Raw genomic sequence first — 19,367 nt, 5'->3', positions numbered from 1 at the left:
CTATTCGATCATATCATATTTTATAATTGTATCTTCCTCAATATCTATCACGACTGTTTTCCCAACAACATTCATAATATCCACAGGTGATATACCAGTTCCTGGTCTCTTAAATGTTAACATGTTTTCTGTAATTTTCTCACCCTTTTTAATATCACAAGTTGCTACCAAAGATCTTCTTGCATTTTTTCTTGCCACTATTTCTGTATCAAGACATTTGATTTCATATGACCCTCTAATTTCCTCAATAAACTCTATATCTTTGATAATGTTCTTTGCATCTTGAGGATCCATTGCATGATAATGATCATTACCTGGCAATATTTTATCTAATGTATAGTGTTTTTCTACTACTATAGCTCCTAAATTATATGCTGTTTTTATTATATCTGCATTATCATCTGGTTTAGTGTGATCGGAATATCCAATTATCAAATCTGGATATTTATTCTTTAAACTTACAATCTTATTAAGATTTGCATGTTCATAAGGTGTTGGATATTCTAGTACACAATGTAATAGTACTATAGATTCATTGTTGTACTTGCGAATTATTTGTATAGTTTTATCAATTTCTTCTTCATTAGATGCTCCAACAGATAACAAAATAGGTTTTCCTTTCTTGGCTTGATATTCAACAAAAGGTAGATTGTTTAAATCTGAAGAAGATATTTTATAAACATTCATCAACTCATATAAATAATCTGCTGATTCAATATCAAATGCAGTAGACAGGAATTCTATACCTAGACTATCGCAATATTGACATAGCTCTTTATACTCTTCATAAGAAAAACTATCGAATTTCTTAAAAAGTTCATATTGAGATGTTGTTGATTCTTCGCTTGTATCCCAATAAGAAGGTGATTCTTTAGCTGCAAGTGTTTCTGCTTTGTATGTCTGAAATTTCACCGCATGAATTCCTGCATCTTTTGCTTCTCTTACCATTAGCTTAGCCGCATCCATAACGGAAATATTCATTTTTTTAGCTATATCATAATAATTAACACCCATCTCTGCTATAAGAACAAACTTCCCCTCTTTAGCTCTTTTAATAATTGTGCTCATCATTTTTTAATCCTCCTCTAAAATAATATCTATAACTCGATTAATACCTTTTCTCAAGTCATGTCTCAGCATTAACTCTCTCATTTCACATCTAATTTGTTCAGTTTCCACCAACCATCTAAATGTTGACTCAATTGTATCTTCAGAAATATCTTTACCTAATCCTAAATTTAAAAATCCGTTCTGCATTTGTGCAAATGTATGAAGTTGCTCTCTTTCATTTTGCGCTAATACAATCGCTGGAACACCTAATGAAGCTAATTCAAAAACAGTTCTTCCCTGTGATGTAAATGCTAAGTCTGCATTTCTCATATGATCACTTACCCGCTTAACGTCATTAAGAATATATATATTCTTTTCTTTAACAGTATAAACATCATTTTTTTCACTATCATACCCACTTCCAGTTATAAAGTTAAATGTGATATTGGGATAATCTTGATTCAATTTTATTGCTAAATTATAAATTTTCTTTGTTAAATTTGATGGGTCTGTTCCTCCAAACATAACTAATACATTATTTACTTTTTTTGAAAATTCTTTAGATGTACTAATTAAAAATTCATCTCTTAAACAGATATACTTCTCTCCTGAATATTGCTTATGAGATTTTATTTCTTTATTATAAAGGGCATTGATTACTGCATCTGCATACTCAGCCCCTTCACCTAAGTCTTCAATAGTAATAACCTTATTAACAATAGATTTTAAATTTTGAATATATTCTTTATTTGTATCTAAACAGTCATTAACTACAATATCCGCTTTCCACACCCTTAAAAATTCAAAGAATTCATCATCATCTTTAATTAAAGTATATGGCATATAACTGCTCTTAATCTTACTTACACCTTCCACATGCTGTTCTTTAGTAACAAACATAATATCATGCCCTGTTAAATTATATGCTAAGGTTAAACAATGATAAATGTGTCCCATCCCAAGTTCTTTATATCCATCAGCACGAAATACTATTTTTTTCTTCTTAAGAGCGTTTTCACAAATAATCCAATCACTTGTACTATCTATATCTACTGATTCATCTTCTGGTACTTCAAATACTGATACTACTTGTCCCATTCTGCTATTAATCATTATGAATTTTCTTTTTGTGATAAAGAAAGCTCCCGTTTCTGTGTAATTTGGAGGTAACTGCTGTCTATTTAATCTCTGTGCATAGTTAGGAAAATATCCACTTTCATTTTTTGACCATGATAAATGTGGCTTATTCACAGCACTAATATATGTATCCTTTTCACTTTCTAAAAAACTTTGAATAGCTTTATTTAATGTCTCACCTTTAAGTAAAGGAGATGTTGCTTGTAAAGTAACCACAATATCATACTTTATATTTTTAAGCTGTTCCATTTTGATAACCGCATCATAAACAACTGGATCTAATGTAACTTTATCTCCTGCTAATTCTGCCTCTCTTTGGATGAAGTCTATATTATTTAATTTAGCAATACCTATAATCTCTTCATCATCTGTGGTTACAACAATATCAGTAATCAGATTACACGATTTAGCATTTTCTATCGAATATGATATTAAAGGCTTACTATTCATCAACCTTACATTCTTTCGTGGTATACCTTTTGAACCACCCCTTGCAGGTATTACAGCTAAAATGTTCATTATATTTATCCTCCTATCTTTTATGTACATCATCTAATTAATCAACACCAATTATATTCATCAAAAAAATTTACTAGCCTTTTTTAAGTGTACAATTAATTTCCTTGATTAAATTATTAAATGCCTCTGTCTTCCAAAAGTATTTATTACTAGTAAAATTTGATTCTGTATCAACTTTAAGCAACATTTCTACTAATGTATCTAAGTCATCAAACATGCGTGCAATACCCATTTTACACAAATCACCCATATATGAATCTGTCTTTTCTAAGTGGTAAATGAATGTATTTAATTTAAATGCTAACCCTTCAAAAATGGCTGTTGAAGTAACTCCTATTTGAATATTGCATCTCGAAAAATAATAATAAATCGAATTAGTTGCATCGGCAACAATTTCAACATTCTTATATTTCTCCATATCTTTAATATATTCATTTTTTTTCCCATATTCAGCTGGGTGAAGCTTGTAAATAATATGATAATCTACATTTGAATTTTCCAACTTATTAGCCAAACTACTAACAAGACTTGAAATTTTCATACTAAACTCTGGCTGTGAAATTATAACAATATTTAATCCATGTAAATTGTTATCTTTATAATTAGCATAATTATGTAGGTTTTTTTCGAGGTACGGGAAACCAATTTCAATTAAATTTTTATCTTCTATAGGAAATTGCGTTACTTCTCTCCAATAATCTGAAAACAAAAATATTTTATTGGGAAAATAATTATACTCCCTTTTATTCAAATAGTTATATGCTAAATGACCTCTTCCCATAACACCATGCTGCAACTCAATTGTTTCTATTCCTAACTCATTTGCAACTTCATTAATTATCATATTATTAGTTAGATAACCGACAACTTCAACTATAATTTTAGGATTTATTTTTTTAATTAGCTTTTTTACAAGCTTTTTCTTGAAAAAATAATATAAATATCTTTTTACGAACAAAGATCTTATATAATCCTCACCAGTGCTAACTCCAAACTCATCTAAAATAACTTTATCTATTTTATTTGCTTCTTCATTAAGAAACATGCAAACTTTTCTATTCATAAACTTTGTTACTTTAATAGCTATTCCGCCAAATATATCAATATAATCTAAATATATCAAATTCGGATTATTAACTGGTGTAGAGTGTTTCAAACCATTCAAAAATTCAACGGAATACGCACTTGTACCTAGGAATTTAGATAATTCCTCAGTATAAATACATTCAAAATAATCCCCGTTTTTAATTTTTCTTGGATGATTTACAATAAGTATATCTTTCTTCTTAACCTTAAATATTGGATTGTTCCATAAACAGTTTTTTATTATAGAAAATATCTCAAAGCAACCCACTTTTGTTTGAATAGCTTTTACCTCTGTAATATCTGTGCTACTAATTTCAACTAATTTCTTATAAATATTAAATCTTGAATAATTCCAATATCGAAAGCCATTTATCTCTTTATCTAATAAACCATATTTTTCTTCAAACTCCAAAAATCTTTGTATCATTTTTTAATTACTCCCATTTTATATATTGACAACCATATAAGATAAATCATCAACATAGATTTCATTATACCAAATACCTGTAAGTAATCCAGTCGGTGTATATAGAATGATAAATAAGCTATTGTAGGTAAAATAAAATATACACTAGTTTTTAAAGAATATATGTGTTTATTTCCCCATTCCAATAATCGTAACCATAATAATTGAAAAATAAATATACCAATTATTCCAAACATAGCATATACTTCTGCCCAAATACAACTTGCTAATCCATAACTTGAGTGAAAAATTTCGTTCTTTAATATTTGTGAAAAACGCAAGCTATGTGACACGTCTATATAATTATTTACAAAAGGAATAAAGCTAACTAATCTTCCCAACACGTCATTACCTTCTAGAAAGTATTTATAATCAATTATATAGTTATATATTGAAATATTAATTGTAGAATCCACCGGAGTAACCGCTTTTATGTAGGTATCATAATTAATAAGTGTGTCAAATACAGCATGCCAATCGCCTAGTTTCACTAAAATATAAATTTGTTTGTATAATAAAATAAAAAATAAAGCTACAATTCCAATTATTAAATATTTTATTTTACCTTTTGATTTTTCTTGAAGTCTATTACTGTTAATAACAAATAAACTTACGAATAATGTCGTAATCAGTGCACGTGAACCAATAAATAAATTTAACAAAACAATTGGTAATGAGAATAATTTTAGGTATTTTTTCTTATTTTTGTATGCATAAATAAAAATCACTATTGCTGCAATTACAGAAGTGGTATAAAATGAACTCATCTCTGCTATGATTTTTGATTTATGCAAAGACAAATTTGATATTCCTATTGTATATATATTTTTAATAGTACTTGCATATACAATTATCAAAAGTATCTTAAAACAAGTACAAATCCATTTTTCCTTTTTATCATTATTGTATTTATTATTAATTTCTTGACTATCGTTGCTTTCATTAACTAATTTTTTTTTAGCTAATAAGTATCTTTTTCTAAAATCATAAAACATTAAATATAATAATGTTAAAACTAATTGCATACATATTATACTGTACAATTGATTCGATATAGCACTATAGTAATAATATTGATTGTATCCTCTTATCCACACTTTTCCTGCCAAGCATGGCATAGTGTAAATAATAAAACTAAAAGCCGCAAAACTAAGAAAATCTATTTTTCTAAATATCGTATATATAAATAAGCACGAGATACATATTACGTATAACCACACCATTATTAAATCTCTCTCCCATCATGAATTAATATGTAATTTCTAAACCGTCTAATTATTTTTTCTATACATATTCATGTATAACAGCCATCCTAATGGATAACACAAAATAGTTAAAAATTTATATGGTGAATTATTTATACAATTTTTATCATTACTTAAGATGCAACCAGTGATATATAAAATACATTCCTTAATTCTTAACTTTAAATTTGGTGAAAGTTCTAAAGCCTGACGTTTATATATTGTGTACCCCTTAGGATTCTTTTTTATCAATTTTCTCTTATTTTTTGAAATACCATCCTCAAAATACTCACACACCATTAGTGGTTCATGCATAACCAAGTACTTATACTTTTGGTCGATTTGATCAAAGACATAACTTAAAGCCATAAATTTTTCACCCTTTATAATCGGATAAGGGTACTGTGAGATGATATTAGTTTTATAAGCAAACACATATTCAGGTGGAATTCCTAGTTCATATCTGATTTTTCTTAATGTCGCATATTTTATACCACGTGGAATAGACAATTTATGCATAGGTGTAAAATCTGGATTTGATCTTAATGCGATAAGGCCACAAACTTTTTCATCGTATTTTATTTTTTCATAATTTTTAAGTATTATTTCTACAGCGTTATTTGTCAGAAAATCATCTGAATCGAGACAAACCCATAATTCCGTTGAACATCTTTCTAAGCTTAAGTTTATTGCTGAAACCTTCCCTCCATTTTCCTTTTTTATGTATATTATATCAATCATCTCGTCTGCTTTCATTTTGTTAATAAATTTTTCAGTTTCGTCTGTAGAACCATCGTCAATAACTTGCCACACAAAATTTTTACTAGTTTGTTCTAATAAACTTTCATAGCATTTTGATAATTGTTTTTCTCTATTATATGTTGGTGTAAAAATAGTAAGCTTAATGTTTTTCATATAGCACCTCTTTATTCATCTCTATTCTTAATTATTCTAGCTGGGACACCACCAATAATTACATTTTCTCTTATATTTTTCGTCACAACTGCCCCAGTAGCAATAATTGAGCCACTTCCTATTGTAACTCCGCCTAAAATCGAAACCTTGGCACCAATCCAAACATTTGATTTTATTTCTGTCCGTTTGCCTTCAATTCCTTGATCTTTAATAGGAATATTTAAATCTGTATAAGTATGATTAACCGACAACACAGTAACCGCATGAGCAATTGAGACGTCATCACCTACTATTATTCCTCCCCAAGCTTCAAAATAACACATGGGATGTATACTAACATTATTTCCAAGTGATAACTTATGGACATTTAACAGATATACATCAGGATGAATTGAAACATTGTCACCTACCGATTTAGCAACCGTCTTTAATAATATATATCTAATAAACAGTCCTTTTTTTCCTTTTGTTTTACGATAATGTACAAATAATTTTACTCTAACACGTTCAGGAAATATGTAACAAAATTTAACCATCATATTGATAATTGGTTTAAGCTTATTAAACTTATCTCTTCCTCTTTCCATAATTTATATTTTATCCTTTTCAAATATAAAAATTCGTGTTTCCTTTTTTTGAACAATAACTGTATTATCAGCAAACTTATCTTTTATAACACTTCCAGCTCCAACAACACAATTATTCCCTATCCTTGTCCCTCTTAAAATAACAACATTAGCACCAATCCACACATTATCACCAATCTCAACAGGAGAAGTTTTATACTTTAATTCCTTCAATCCATTCTTGGCCCTAAAGTCATGATCATGATCATAAATCAATACATTTGGTCCAAATTGTACACCTTTACCTATGATTATTTTTTCATGACTTATAACCATGCACCCATGATTTAATGATGTATTATCACCAATCTGTATCTCAGCACCATTTCTTACTTTTATTTTTGAGCCACTTCTTACTCTTACCATTTTTCCTAATAAAAGCTTCGCTTTATTACCAATTTCAATTTCAGTACAGGGAGAAACTAAATTTAAGGCACTAAATCTAAATCCTTTTATATGAAATAATTTTATTAAACAGAATTTCACAAGTGAATATATTAAACATATCCCTGCTCTAATATATTTTTTCATTTTGTTTCTCCTATTCTACTTATTAACTTCCTTTAAATAAGTCTCTATCACAATCTGCCTATCAAACTCTTTCTCAACTTTCTTTCTACCATCCAGTCCCATTTGCTTTTTATCTTCATAATCTAATCTTAAAAACTTATCAACCTTATCTATCAAATCTTCAGCATTCCCAGTCTCAAACAAATAACCAGTCACCCCATAGTCAATAACATCTTTAGAACCATTAATCTTTGAAGCAATACAAATTCTCCCCATAGCTGCAGATTCTAAAAGCACATTTGGCACACCTTCGCCACCATGTGATGGTAATATAGTGCAATGACACTTTTGTATCCATGATTTGATATTCTTTTGGAATCCTATGTAATTAATAATACCTTTTGCATGATAATCCTCAATTATTTCTTTATATTTCTGTTCCTCAATAAAACCAGCTATATAAAAATTTGTATTCGGATGTTTCTCTTTAATTGCCTTAGCACATTCAAGGTACTGCTCCATGCCTTTTAACTCCATTACTCTTCCTATAAAGATAAAATTAGTTTCATTCTCAGCTGGTAAGTCACAAACTTCATAATGTTCTAAATTAACACCTGATCCAGGAATCATTGCATAATTATTTCTAACCATATGATTCTCAACAAAAAAGTCCTTATCACCACTGTTCTGAAAGAATACTTTATAAGATTTTTTAAGTGATAGCTTGTACAAATCCTTTGCTATAGTGCTAACCGCATTCTTCTTCAAAAATGTAGCTCCAGTTCCGGTTATGTTGCTAACCTGCTTATTCTTTGTGAAATTAGAAGCTATACACCCATATATATTGGGTTTAATAGTATACGAAAAAATAATATCTGGTTTCAGTTCTTTCATTATTTTCATATAGGTTAAAATAAGTCCAAAGTCCCTAATAGGATTAACTCCCCTACGATCTACAGGAGTTTCAATAATCTTGCACTCCATATCACTAAAAAAGCTATTTTCATCAGCTTTAGGAATAGAAATAAACACTTCATTCCCATCATCAACTAATTTTTCAACTAATTCTTTTCTGAAATTGTATAATGTTATAAAGTGATTTGATAATATCAGTATTCTTTTACCCATTGTTTTCACACACCTACTATCTATTTATATACTCGTTAACTTCCCTTGCTATTGTAACTAAATCACCATTCCATCCTTCAATACAAATCCCTCTTGCAAAACACTTCCAGCCTTAATACAAGCCCCAGCCCTTATATAAGATAATCTTCCAATACTACACATACTACGAACTACTGCTCCACTACATATATGAACTCCATGTTCAAGGGTGGAATCATGATCAATGCAGCTGTTTATATTAACAATGCATCCTCTACCAATACTGGCATTTGTGTTAACTACTGCTCCTGCAAGTATTACTGTACCTTCTTTAATAAAGCTATACTTACTCACTGATGATTTAGGATGAATAATTACTGGGACTTTATACCCTGCCTTTAGTACCTTTTCAATGAGTTCTAATCTTTTCTCATTGTCACCTATACATATAATAGCATAGTCGTACTGGTCTGCAAATCTTTCGTAGTCATTAAGCTTTCCAATAATTCTATGATTCAAAACCATATTTGTATCAATTCTATCATCTAGAAACCCGATATTTTCCCATAAGCCCATAAGTTCTGCAGCTTCTGCCACTACTCTACCATGCCCACCAGCACCAACTATTAACAAATCACCCATTTAAAATCACCTCAAATTTATGCTGAAAGATCTTGAGAACTACTCTTTTTGTTTCCATCATCAAGAATACCTTCTGCTTTTAAAACTTTAAATACTGTTCTAAATAATATTTTTATATCTAAAGCCCATGATCTATTATTTAAATAATATCTATCATGTTCAGTTTTTTCATAATCATCATTATTATCTCGTCCATTAATCTGAGCCCAACCAGTAACTCCTGGAGATAACACATGAACTCCTGCCTTTGTTCTCATTTCCTTAAGTTCATACTGATTATATAAAGCAGGTCTTGGGCCTACAAATGTCATATCCCCTTTAAATGTATTGATTAATTGTGGTAGTTCGTCAAGACTAGATTTTCTTAAAACTTTTCCAATGGAAGTTATATAATTTTGTGAATTACCAAGTTTGTCTGTTGCTACATTAGGAGTTCCTATTTTCATTGTTCTAAACTTATAAAATTTAAATAATTTATTGTTTCTGCCTATTCTCATCTGAGTAAAAAACACAGGTCCTTTTGAGTTTAACTTTATTATTATTCCTATAATCAAAAACAATGTCGATAACAACACTAATAATACTAAACTAAATATAACATCAAATAACCTTTTCATAATATCCCCCCTAATATTTTTCAAAATTTACTCTACTACAGCGGTAACTGCACTTTCTTTCATAGTTCTATTGTATGTAGGAACTATTTCCTGAATTTTATTGATTAATAGTTGTGGATTATCCTCATCAATAACCTCTTCTAATTCCCTGATCATTTCCTTAATATCACCAAAATCAACAGATGTGGGTTTCCCAATAAATATCTTTTCATGTTTAGTATTAATAAGTCCTTCTTCAGCCATAAGAAGCTCTTCATATAGTTTTTCACCGGGTCTTAGTCCAGTTACTTCTATTTTTATTTCTTTATAGCCTCCGATGGATTATCTTCCATCAATGGTACATGTTTATGAGCTGCTGCATGAAAAACTACTTGTGGCCTATACTTATGAAATATTTGTTCCATTCTAGATCTATCCCTTACAGATGCTATAACTATATTCTTATTAATCTCTGGCATCTTTCTAGATAGTTCATTTTGAATATCATATATATTATTTTCATATATATCCAACAGAATTAGTTTCTTTGGTTTGAAGGTGGCTATTTGCCTTGAAATCTCTGACCCTATTGATCCACCGGCTCCCGTTACTAACACTGTTTTTCCAGTTAAGTAATCAGCAATCCCATCTCTATCAAGTTTAACTTCATCTCGACCTAGTAAATCTTTTAAATTAACCTCTCTCATATAATTAAGATTCATTATTAATTTTTTATGCACTTTCATCGATATCTCACCCTTATCTATTGCAAGTTAAATGTTTTCCAAGATTTTAATTCTATGTGTTTTAACCACTTTATTATTTTCTTTTAATAAATCCCAATAATCCCTTTTTCTTTTCAATTTTCTTTCCCTGGAAATTAGTTTCCTCATTATTTAAAATGCTTTCCCCAGTCTTATTTATTTCTTCAATATAACCAGGCTGCAATTTTTCTATTTCTAAAACCCCTAATTTCATGTCTGCCGTCCTATCTTTCACCCTATGTCCATCTGATCCAATAACACTGTATATTCTATGTTTCACAAAGATTTCTGCAGTTTTTTTCACATCTTTGCCAAATTCCCCAATAAGGCTACCAGTGTTTAACTGAAATAGAAATCCTTCTTTTATCAGCTTATTTATAAGCTGTGGTTCTTTTATAAATCTTCTATATCTCTCAGGATGTGCAATAATTGGTACAATCCCCTTAATCTGAAGTTCATAAATATTATCCATAACTTCTGTCATACTAAAATTCATCATTGGTAGTTCTATCAACATATATCTACTACCATTTATAGTTCCTATATCTCCAGTTTTATAGCTTTCTAAAATCCTATTTGTATAGTAAACTTCTTGTCCACAATAAACCTTCATAGCTATTCCATTTTCTTTAGCCATTAGGTTTATTTTCTCCACTTTTTTTCTTATATCTCCATAGGTAACTTCGAATCTCCCCATAAAAAAGTGAGGAGTGGCAACAATATTATTTGAGCCACTTTTTTCTGCTATTTTTAACATTTCCAAGGTTGCAGCTTCATCCTTAGCTCCATCATCTACTCCATAGACAATGTGGCTATGAAAATCTGTAAGAGGTAACCCCCTTTTATTAATACTCATTACTTTCCATCATCTCCATAGTAATAGTAGTAATTTCCTCTACCTTCCTCAACTCCATTAAGTACAGTTCCAATAATATTGGCATTAACCTTCTTTAGAAGTCCCACTGCATTTTCAACGGAATCCTTTTTAGTACGTTCTGCTCTTACCACAAGGATAGTTCCATCGGCCCTTGTTGAAAGTATTTGTGCATCTGTAACCGCCTGTACTGGTGGTGTATCTAATATTACATAATCAAAAACCTTCTTTAGTGCATCAATTAATGCCTTCATGGATTTTGACCCTAACATCTCAGAAGGATTTGGTGGTATTTTTCCTGAAGTTAACACAGTAAGATTGTTATTATACTTATGACCTGTTGAAGATATACTTTCTTTATCAACTATTACATCCGAAAGACCTAGTTCATTAGAGATTTTAAACTTCTTATGTATTGAAGGTTTTCTTAAATCGCAATCAACTAGTATTACCTTCTTATCTCCTTGCGCTAGTGACAGAGCAAGATTACCTGATGTAGTGCTTTTACCTTCTCCTGGCTCAGAGCTGGTTACTACTATTACTTTATATTCTTCATCAAAAGATGAATATTGCAAATTTGTTCTTAAAGTTCTATAACTTTCTGCTGCTATAGACTTTGGCTCTTTTTCTACTATATACATACTATTTCTCCTCCATTCGCGGAACCACACCAATTACAGGTATTTCCAATTCTCTTTCAAGTTGATCTTTGCTCTTATATGTATTATCTAAGAATTCTAGTAGGAAACATAAGCCTACACTAACCATTAATCCAAGTAGAAATGCTATTGCTATATTCATCTTCTTATTTGGGCTTACTGGTATTTCTGGCAATTCTACAGATTCTATAATTTTTATATTTCCGTTTGGTACTAATACCTTGGATGTGGTTATAAATTCATCTGTTATAGCCTTTATTATATCTCGTGCTTCTTTCGGATCACCGCTTTTAAATTTAATTTCAAGTATTTGAGTATCTGCTACTGGTACTACTGTTATTCCTTGTAGAACCTGCTCAGGCTTTAACTGACTTTTAGTTTTTTCAAGACCTCGTCCAATTAAATCCTTAGTCTTTATGGCTTCAGAATAAGTCTTCATTAGTTTTTGATACATTGATACGTCATTTTGATTGTAGCTTTGATCCTTACCTTCTTCTTTACCAATAAAAATCTTTGTACTAGCTTCATACTGTGGCTTTATCACAAAGAAACTTAATGCTCCTGATAAAATAGTTGTAATTAAAGTTATAATAACTATCATTTTCCATCGCTTTTTTAAAGCTTCTAGCATCTCTCTAATACTAATTACCTGTTCTTCCAAATTTTTCTCCTCCTATGCTTCCTTTGTTTTTAATTTAAAGTTTTCTCTTCTATTATCGATAGTTTTTTACTTTTCTTTATTGCTTTATTTATCTCTTTAAGTTTCTTCATTTACAAATGCTATGTTTTTATGTTTTTATGTTCTTATGTTCTTACACTCTAAAACCATTGAATTTACTAACTTTAAGACTCCTAGAGATTTTAATATTTTTCCATTATTTTCTTAATATTTTCCCATTATTTACTTTATAAAATATATATATTTTTTTAATCTTCATTATTCATTTTAGGTATAACTCCTATAACTGGAATTTTAAAGTCTTTTTCCAGCTTATCTATGGATTTATATGTATTATCTAGAAATTCTAGTAAGAAACATGATCCAACACCTATCATTGCTCCTAAAAGAAATCCAATAACTATATTCATCTTTTTATTTGGACTCACTGGATTTTCCGGAAAGGTTGCTTCCTCTAAAACTTGGATATTTCCATTTGGAACAATGTCCACAGATATTCTTATAAATTCTTTCTTTATTCCATTTATCACTTTCATTGCTTCCTCCGGTGAATTACTTTCATACTTTATTTCAAGTATTTGTGTATCTGACATAGGAACCACTGTTAAGTTACTTAAAACATCCTTAGGATTTAAATCCATACTAGCTGCCTTCACTGCTGTCTTTACTAAATCCTTAGTCTTTATAACTTCAGAGTAGGTCTTTAAAAGCTTTTGATACATGAGTATCTCACTATTGTCATAACCTTCCCCTGTAGTTTGTTCCTTTCCAACAAAGAGCTTTATACTTGTCTCATATTTTGGCTTTGTTAAAAAGAAACTCATCACTGAAGCTAAAAGTGTGATAACTAAGGTTATTGCAACTATCAATTGCCATCTCTTTCTTAAAGCTTTAAACATTTCACCTAGATTAATTGAATTCTCTTCCAAGATTTCTCCCCCTCATTATATTTTATTTTATATTATTTTATTTTCTATACTACATATTAAAATTTATCCTGTGTATATAAACTCTAATACTCCCACTTCTATAATTTTCAGTTAAGAGCCATTATCCCCCTAAACCTATTTCCTTTGATATAAGTTCAACTAACCTTCACTGTGAGACTAATCTTCCTTTTAAGCTAAGTTTTACTTAATTTGGGCAATAAAAAAATCCCACTCAACAAAAGTAGAATTAGAGGGGGTTCACTATTAGCTCCATTTGCTCCAAGTGACCAAATACAGAACAAACTTCACTACTTCTAAAAACTATCATATAAAAACATATTACTAACTGAAAAACATTTCAATTCTTCAAATATATCTTGTATTAAATTTACTGAAAGATTACATGATGTAGCAAATTTCATCTTTTATATTATTTACAATAATATAACTCCAAATAAGTAAAAGAAATGGAATAATTTTACAAATTGCCCTCAATAATCCCTTCATTTGGAATTATATCATAGATAAATCAACATATCTAGTTATTTGATTAGACATACCCTATAATGCAGTAATTTAAACCACATTATCCTTAATTAATCCTTACACACCTTGTTTTTAGCTACTTTATCCTTCCTATTAATTAGAAATAATTTTGATTTAATTTAAATATTTAACAATAAAAGTATTATTTTTTAATATATTTTGAATTTAACATTAAATTCCACTTATTAAATTGAATTTTCTAATAATGTTTTCTGTACTTTTTTGAAGTTATATGTCGTTAAAGGTATGTTCTTTTAACTATTTACACATATATTGGATGATGATAGAATTAAAGCTATGAAAGGACGTGTAAATATGTCACAGAAAGAGGAAAATTTAAAAAATAAAAAGAAGAAAAAATCCCTAGGATTTAAAATTGTTATGGGTATTTTATTAGTATTGCTATTTCTAGTAGCCGTAAGTGGTGGATATGGACTTAGCTTAATTAACAAATTGGATAATGTTAAGGTAGATAAAAAAGACCTTGCAATCTCATCAAAAGATGAATTTGAAGAGTATGATGGTTATAAATCAATTAAAAACATAGCTCTCTATGGAATTGATGCTGAAGAAGGTACTGCAGGTCGTTCTGACTCTATCATGATAGCTACCATAGATCCAACTCATAATAAGGTTAAGGTAACTTCTATCATGAGGGACTCCTATGTTAACATAGATGGTCATGGAATGGATAAGATAAATCATGCCTATGCCTTTGGTGGTCCAACCTTAGCCCTTAAAACATTAAATGAAAACTTCGGACTTAATGTAGATTCATTTGTATCTGTAAACTTCTCTTCTTTACCTGAAATAATAGACTTGTTAGGTGGAGTATCTATAGATATTACTGATGAAGAAGTTCCACACATTACTGGAGTAAACTCAGCAGGTCCTACAGTTTTAACTGGATCTCAAGCACTAGAATACTCAAGAATAAGATATGCCAGCGGTGGAGATTATGAAAGAACTCATAGACATAGAAATGTTCTATCTGCTGTGTTTAATAAAGCACTAAGTTCACCAGTATCATCTTATCCATCAATGCTAAACAACTTATTACCTCTTGTCCAAACAAACCTAAATACTAGTGACTTCTTATCACTAGCAACTAAGGCAGCTGGAGTTGGAACTGGAACTCTAGAGCAAGAGAGATTCCCAAGGGATGGCTTCTGTGAAGGACAAAGTATTAATGGAGTATATTATCTAACCTTTGATATTGAAACTACTAAGAAGCAAATGAAAGATTATATATTTGATGATAAAAAATAAATAAGAAGCAAATAAAAATAAGGAACAATTTTTCAATTTGAAAAATTGTTCCTTTTATTATTAACTATAATCTCCAGTATACCATTTCTTCATTATTTATAGATTTTCTATCTATTATTCCCTTAACATCTATAAATACATTTTTCTCTTCTATAGCACTTGAAGCTGCTACTTCATCTAAAACTTCTGATTTATATAGACTTGTAAAGTCATTTATAGTCATATCTCTATACTGATGATGAGAAACTGCTAAAATTACAGCATCCATTCCATGTATATCTTCCATATTAACCATATCTAAACCATATTCGTGTTTTATTTCATTCTTACAAGCAACTGGATCTGCTGCTACTACATTTACCTCATATTCTGCTAGTTCATTTATTATGTCAACTATTTTAGTATTTCTTGTATCTGGACAGTCTTCTTTGAATGTAAGTCCAAGGACTGCTATCTTAGCACCTTTTACTCTTTTATTAGCTTTAATTAAACTCTTAACTGTATTTTCAGCTATGAATTTAGCCATTCCATCATTGATTTTTCTTCCTGATGCTATAACTTGAGACTCTATTCCAAATTCCTTAGCTCTGTGTATTAGGTAGTATGGGTCTACTCCTATACAATGTCCGCCTACAAGACCTGGATTAAGTTTTATAAAGTTCCATTTGCTACCTGCGGCATCTATTACAGCTTTAGTATCTATTCCCATTTCATCAAAGATCATTGCAAGTTCATTTACGAAGGCAATGTTTACGTCTCTTTGACAGTTTTCTATTAGTTTAGCTGCTTCTGCAACTTTTATGCTCTCAGCTCTATATACACCTGCTTCAATTACAAGCTCATAAGCCTTTGCAACTGTATCTAATGTCTCTTCATCCATTCCTGAAACAATCTTAACTATGTTCTCTAATCTATGAACTTTATCGCCTGGGTTTATTCTCTCTGGAGAATATCCAATCTTAAAGTCTTGTCCACACTTAAGTCCTGATTCTCTTTCAAGTACAGGTACACATATTTCTTCTGTAACCCCTGGATAAACTGTAGATTCAAAAACAACTATAGAACCCTTAGTTAAGTTTCTACCTAAAACTTCACTTGCTCCTATTACAGGTCTTAAATCTGGTGTTTTATCATCATTAGTTGGAGTTGGTACTGCAACTATGTGGAAATTACACTGTCTTAGTTTAGTTTCATCACAAGTAAACTCAACTGTTGAAGCTTTTATTGCTTCGTCTCCAACTTCCTTAGTCACGTCTACTCCACTTAAGTATTTTTCTATTTTCTCTTTATTAACATCAAATCCAACTACAGGTACCTTCTTTGCAAAAGCTACTGCTATTGGCATTCCTACATATCCAAGTCCAACTAAAGATATTTTTAAATCATTCATATATTTATCGCTCCTAATTCTTAATTGTCTATATATTTTTCTGTATTTCATTTTATTAATAATTTATGTTTAATGATAGTGTTAAGTGGCATCAATATTATCTGAGCGCAATACCATTTGCAGTGACATTAAATTTACTTAGCGATGTGAATGGTAAAACCGTTAAGAACTACAAAGTGTTTGAGCGCATGCGAGTTTTTGTAGTTTAGGTTTTTCCTTGAACAGAGCGCTAGTAAATTAATGTTGCGAAACGGTTTAGCGAAGATAATATGATGTCATGACCACACTTAACTTAAACATACCTAGTTATAAAATTCTCTTATACAATCACAGATATATTCTGCTTCTTCATTTTTAAGTTCTGGGTATATTGGCAGAGCAAGAATCTTACCACACATTTTCTCTGTTACAGGGAATTGTCCTTCTTTATATCCAAGGTACTCAAAACATTTTTGTAGGTGTAATGGTTTTGGATAGTAGATGCTAGTTCCTACACCTTTTGATTTCAAGTGTGCTTCTAAACCATCTCTATCATCTGCAAATATGTTAAATACATAGTAAACATTTTGTTGATTTGCAGCTTTGATTCCTTGAACCTTTACTCCCTCTACATTTTTAAGTCCTTCTGTATATAATTTTGCTACTCTGTTTCTATTCTCTATAGCATCATTCATATATTTAAGTTTCACTTTTAAAATTGCAGCTTGCATAGCATCTAATCTTGAGTTGTATCCTACATAATCATAGTGATACTTTTTAGAAGCTCCATGAACTCTAAACATACGGCACATATCTGCTAGTTCATCACTGTTAGTAACGATCATTCCTCCATCACCATATCCACCTAGTGTTTTAGTTGGGAAGAAAGAAAATACTCCCATATCTCCTATAGTTCCAGCATGTCTAAGTTTATCTTCACCCTTCATGTTCCATCTCATACCGAAGGCTTCTGCTGCATCTTCTAATACTTTTAACTCATGATTCTTTGCAATATTCATTATTGAATCCATATCACACATTTGATTAAATAAATGGATTGGAAGAACTCCTACTGTGTTCTCATTAATTGCTGCTTCTAGTTGATTTACATCCATTCCACAAGATTCTTCATCTATATCTACAAATACTGGTCTACCACCATGCTTTGCAAGACATGAAGTAGATGCTAAAAATGTAAATGGTGTAGTTATAATTTCTTTATTATTACTAAATCCTAATATATCAGATGCAATAACTAATGCATCAGTTCCAGATGCCACACCTATAGCATGCTTAGCACCAGTAAAATCCTTTATTTGCTCTTCAAATTCTTTAACTTCATTTCCTAATATAAATGAACCATTCTCTATAACTCTTTTTATAGCTTCATCAAATTCATCTTTCTTTTGTATGTACTCTCTTTGAGATTCATAAAAGTTAACTTTCATTTATTAATCCTTCTTTCATAAACTAAATTAATAAATACTTATGAAAAGTATTTATAATTTGTTTTTTCTAATCTACAAATTTATCCGATGCCTAGGATTTCTAACACTCCTCCTAATTTAGGCTAGAGTAAAGACCGTCATGACATTGGATAAGTTCTTCTAATTTTCAGCAGTAGTTAGGTATTCAGCTTAAGCAAACTCCCTCTTTAAATAAGAATTGCTTGATTATTTCATTAATACCCATGTGAATATATGACTATAAACATATTACTATAACTGAAGGATATTGTATAGTAGGTTATTAAAATTTAATATTTGATATGCAAATCATTATTGAAAATCCAGTTTGTATGAAGTTTTTATTACTTCCAAATTTCCATGAATTTCATACATACCCTTATCTGTTTTCATTACAAAATCAGCATTGCCTTTTTATCCCTTTCTTCTGCCCTCTATGTCATTTCGCTCCTTACGGTTAAATACCTCTTTGTATATGAGCATATAGGGTTTACCAAGTTCCGCATAATACATAATTATGAATTCCTTAGGAGTCATCTTTAAACCGGGAGTTCTTTATCCAGCCATTCATTGTTGATTTTGAAATGCCATATTCACTTTCTAATTCGCTAAGGGATTCATTTACCACATTATGTAAATCTATTATCTGCTGTTTAAAATCCTCCGAGTAGTTCTTCTGTGCCATAGTTGAACATCTCCTTTTTTATAATTATATTTTACTTTGTTCAACTTTTTGTGTCCACAATTATATACTAACACCATTCTTCAGATTCCACGTCACCATGTACACCCTTGTCTTAAGCTATGCATTTGGCACTATTAACCTGTGCTTTGGACTTTCACCCGTTAGATTGCGCCCGAGGGCACTGAAAAAGTAGTCTTAAACTAAATTTATACAATGAAACCATTAAAAA

General features: G+C 30.2%; 20 protein-coding genes, 1 pseudogene and 1 riboswitch. Of the genes and pseudogenes, 1 reads left to right on the top strand and 20 read right to left on the bottom strand.

Annotated features, from left to right (window positions below; translation table 11 throughout):
- The 17 genes and pseudogenes from RSD37_RS14435 to RSD37_RS14355 all read right to left on the bottom strand — a co-directional run bounded on the left by RSD37_RS14435 (position 1) and on the right by RSD37_RS14355 (position 13,803).
- A complete protein-coding gene (locus RSD37_RS14435) occupies positions 1-1,071 on the bottom strand; it encodes an N-acetylneuraminate synthase family protein (protein ID WP_346947446.1) in 1,071 nt (356 codons plus the stop codon).
- 3 nt (positions 1,072-1,074) lie between these two features.
- Positions 1,075-2,706, bottom strand: a complete 1,632-nt coding sequence (locus RSD37_RS14430) for a UDP-2,4-diacetamido-2,4,6-trideoxy-beta-L-altropyranose hydrolase (protein WP_346947445.1) — start codon at positions 2,704-2,706, stop codon at positions 1,075-1,077.
- A gap of 73 nt (positions 2,707-2,779) precedes the next feature.
- Positions 2,780-4,219, bottom strand: coding sequence for a hypothetical protein (locus RSD37_RS14425; RefSeq protein WP_346947444.1), 1,440 nt, complete (start codon positions 4,217-4,219; stop codon positions 2,780-2,782).
- On the bottom strand, positions 4,216-5,481 hold the full coding sequence (locus RSD37_RS14420; RefSeq protein ID WP_346947443.1) for an O-antigen polymerase: 1,266 nt from the start codon (positions 5,479-5,481) through the stop codon (positions 4,216-4,218). The genes RSD37_RS14425 and RSD37_RS14420 overlap by 4 nt, the downstream gene beginning before the upstream one ends.
- 48 nt (positions 5,482-5,529) lie before the next feature.
- Entirely contained in the window at positions 5,530-6,417 is an 888-nt protein-coding gene (locus RSD37_RS14415) for a glycosyltransferase (RefSeq protein WP_346947442.1), read from the bottom strand.
- Between the two features lie 11 nt (positions 6,418-6,428).
- Positions 6,429-7,004, bottom strand: a complete 576-nt coding sequence (locus RSD37_RS14410; protein WP_346947441.1) for an acyltransferase — start codon at positions 7,002-7,004, stop codon at positions 6,429-6,431.
- A gap of 3 nt (positions 7,005-7,007) precedes the next feature.
- Positions 7,008-7,574, bottom strand: a complete 567-nt coding sequence (locus tag RSD37_RS14405; RefSeq protein WP_346947440.1) for an acyltransferase — start codon at positions 7,572-7,574, stop codon at positions 7,008-7,010.
- A gap of 15 nt (positions 7,575-7,589) precedes the next feature.
- Positions 7,590-8,681 carry a glycosyltransferase family 4 protein gene (locus RSD37_RS14400; RefSeq protein WP_346947439.1) on the bottom strand — a complete coding sequence of 364 codons (1,092 nt, stop codon included), beginning with the start codon at positions 8,679-8,681 and terminating at the stop codon, positions 7,590-7,592.
- 57 nt (positions 8,682-8,738) lie between these two features.
- Entirely contained in the window at positions 8,739-9,302 is a 564-nt protein-coding gene (locus RSD37_RS14395) for a NeuD/PglB/VioB family sugar acetyltransferase (protein WP_346947438.1), read from the bottom strand.
- 17 nt (positions 9,303-9,319) lie between these two features.
- On the bottom strand, positions 9,320-9,919 hold the full coding sequence (locus RSD37_RS14390; protein WP_346947437.1) for a sugar transferase: 600 nt from the start codon (positions 9,917-9,919) through the stop codon (positions 9,320-9,322).
- A 27-nt stretch (positions 9,920-9,946) separates the two neighbouring features.
- Positions 9,947-10,162: a hypothetical protein gene (locus tag RSD37_RS14385; RefSeq protein ID WP_346947436.1), complete on the bottom strand. Its 216-nt coding sequence runs from the start codon at positions 10,160-10,162 to the stop codon at positions 9,947-9,949.
- 3 nt (positions 10,163-10,165) lie between these two features.
- Positions 10,166-10,213 (bottom strand): annotated as a pseudogene (locus RSD37_RS14380) (hypothetical protein); the annotation flags it as partial.
- A gap of 2 nt (positions 10,214-10,215) precedes the next feature.
- Positions 10,216-10,644: a polysaccharide biosynthesis protein gene (locus tag RSD37_RS14375; protein ID WP_346947435.1), complete on the bottom strand. Its 429-nt coding sequence runs from the start codon at positions 10,642-10,644 to the stop codon at positions 10,216-10,218.
- A gap of 73 nt (positions 10,645-10,717) precedes the next feature.
- A complete protein-coding gene (locus RSD37_RS14370; RefSeq protein ID WP_346947434.1) occupies positions 10,718-11,518 on the bottom strand; it encodes a CpsB/CapC family capsule biosynthesis tyrosine phosphatase in 801 nt (266 codons plus the stop codon).
- Positions 11,518-12,177, bottom strand: a complete 660-nt coding sequence (locus RSD37_RS14365; RefSeq protein WP_346947433.1) for a CpsD/CapB family tyrosine-protein kinase — start codon at positions 12,175-12,177, stop codon at positions 11,518-11,520. The genes RSD37_RS14370 and RSD37_RS14365 overlap by 1 nt, the downstream gene beginning before the upstream one ends.
- Position 12,178: 1 nt before the next feature.
- Positions 12,179-12,856: a Wzz/FepE/Etk N-terminal domain-containing protein gene (locus RSD37_RS14360; protein ID WP_346947432.1), complete on the bottom strand. Its 678-nt coding sequence runs from the start codon at positions 12,854-12,856 to the stop codon at positions 12,179-12,181.
- Positions 12,857-13,122: 266 nt separating this feature from the next.
- Positions 13,123-13,803: a Wzz/FepE/Etk N-terminal domain-containing protein gene (locus tag RSD37_RS14355; protein ID WP_346947431.1), complete on the bottom strand. Its 681-nt coding sequence runs from the start codon at positions 13,801-13,803 to the stop codon at positions 13,123-13,125.
- Positions 13,804-14,044: 241 nt separating this feature from the next.
- Positions 14,045-14,128: riboswitch (cyclic di-GMP riboswitch) on the bottom strand.
- 536 nt (positions 14,129-14,664) lie between these two features.
- Here RSD37_RS14355 and RSD37_RS14350 point away from each other — a divergent pair.
- Positions 14,665-15,618, top strand: a complete 954-nt coding sequence (locus RSD37_RS14350) for an LCP family protein (protein WP_346947430.1) — start codon at positions 14,665-14,667, stop codon at positions 15,616-15,618.
- A 64-nt stretch (positions 15,619-15,682) separates the two neighbouring features.
- Here RSD37_RS14350 and RSD37_RS14345 read toward each other — a convergent pair whose 3' ends face one another.
- From RSD37_RS14345 to RSD37_RS14335, 3 genes are all read right to left on the bottom strand, one after another.
- Positions 15,683-17,008, bottom strand: coding sequence for a nucleotide sugar dehydrogenase (locus RSD37_RS14345; protein ID WP_346947429.1), 1,326 nt, complete (start codon positions 17,006-17,008; stop codon positions 15,683-15,685).
- Between the two features lie 302 nt (positions 17,009-17,310).
- On the bottom strand, positions 17,311-18,435 hold the full coding sequence (locus tag RSD37_RS14340) for a DegT/DnrJ/EryC1/StrS family aminotransferase (RefSeq protein ID WP_346947428.1): 1,125 nt from the start codon (positions 18,433-18,435) through the stop codon (positions 17,311-17,313).
- 544 nt (positions 18,436-18,979) lie between these two features.
- On the bottom strand, positions 18,980-19,138 hold the full coding sequence (locus RSD37_RS14335) for a transposase (RefSeq protein ID WP_346947427.1): 159 nt from the start codon (positions 19,136-19,138) through the stop codon (positions 18,980-18,982).
- Positions 19,139-19,367 lie beyond the last annotated feature (229 nt).

Origin of the sequence: Clostridium sp. (assembly GCF_036646415.1) — a bacterium.
Classification (GTDB): Bacteria; Bacillota; Clostridia; order Clostridiales; family Clostridiaceae; genus Clostridium_J.
Note: the sequence above shows the minus strand (reverse complement) of the source record. Positions and strands in the feature narration are given on the sequence as shown.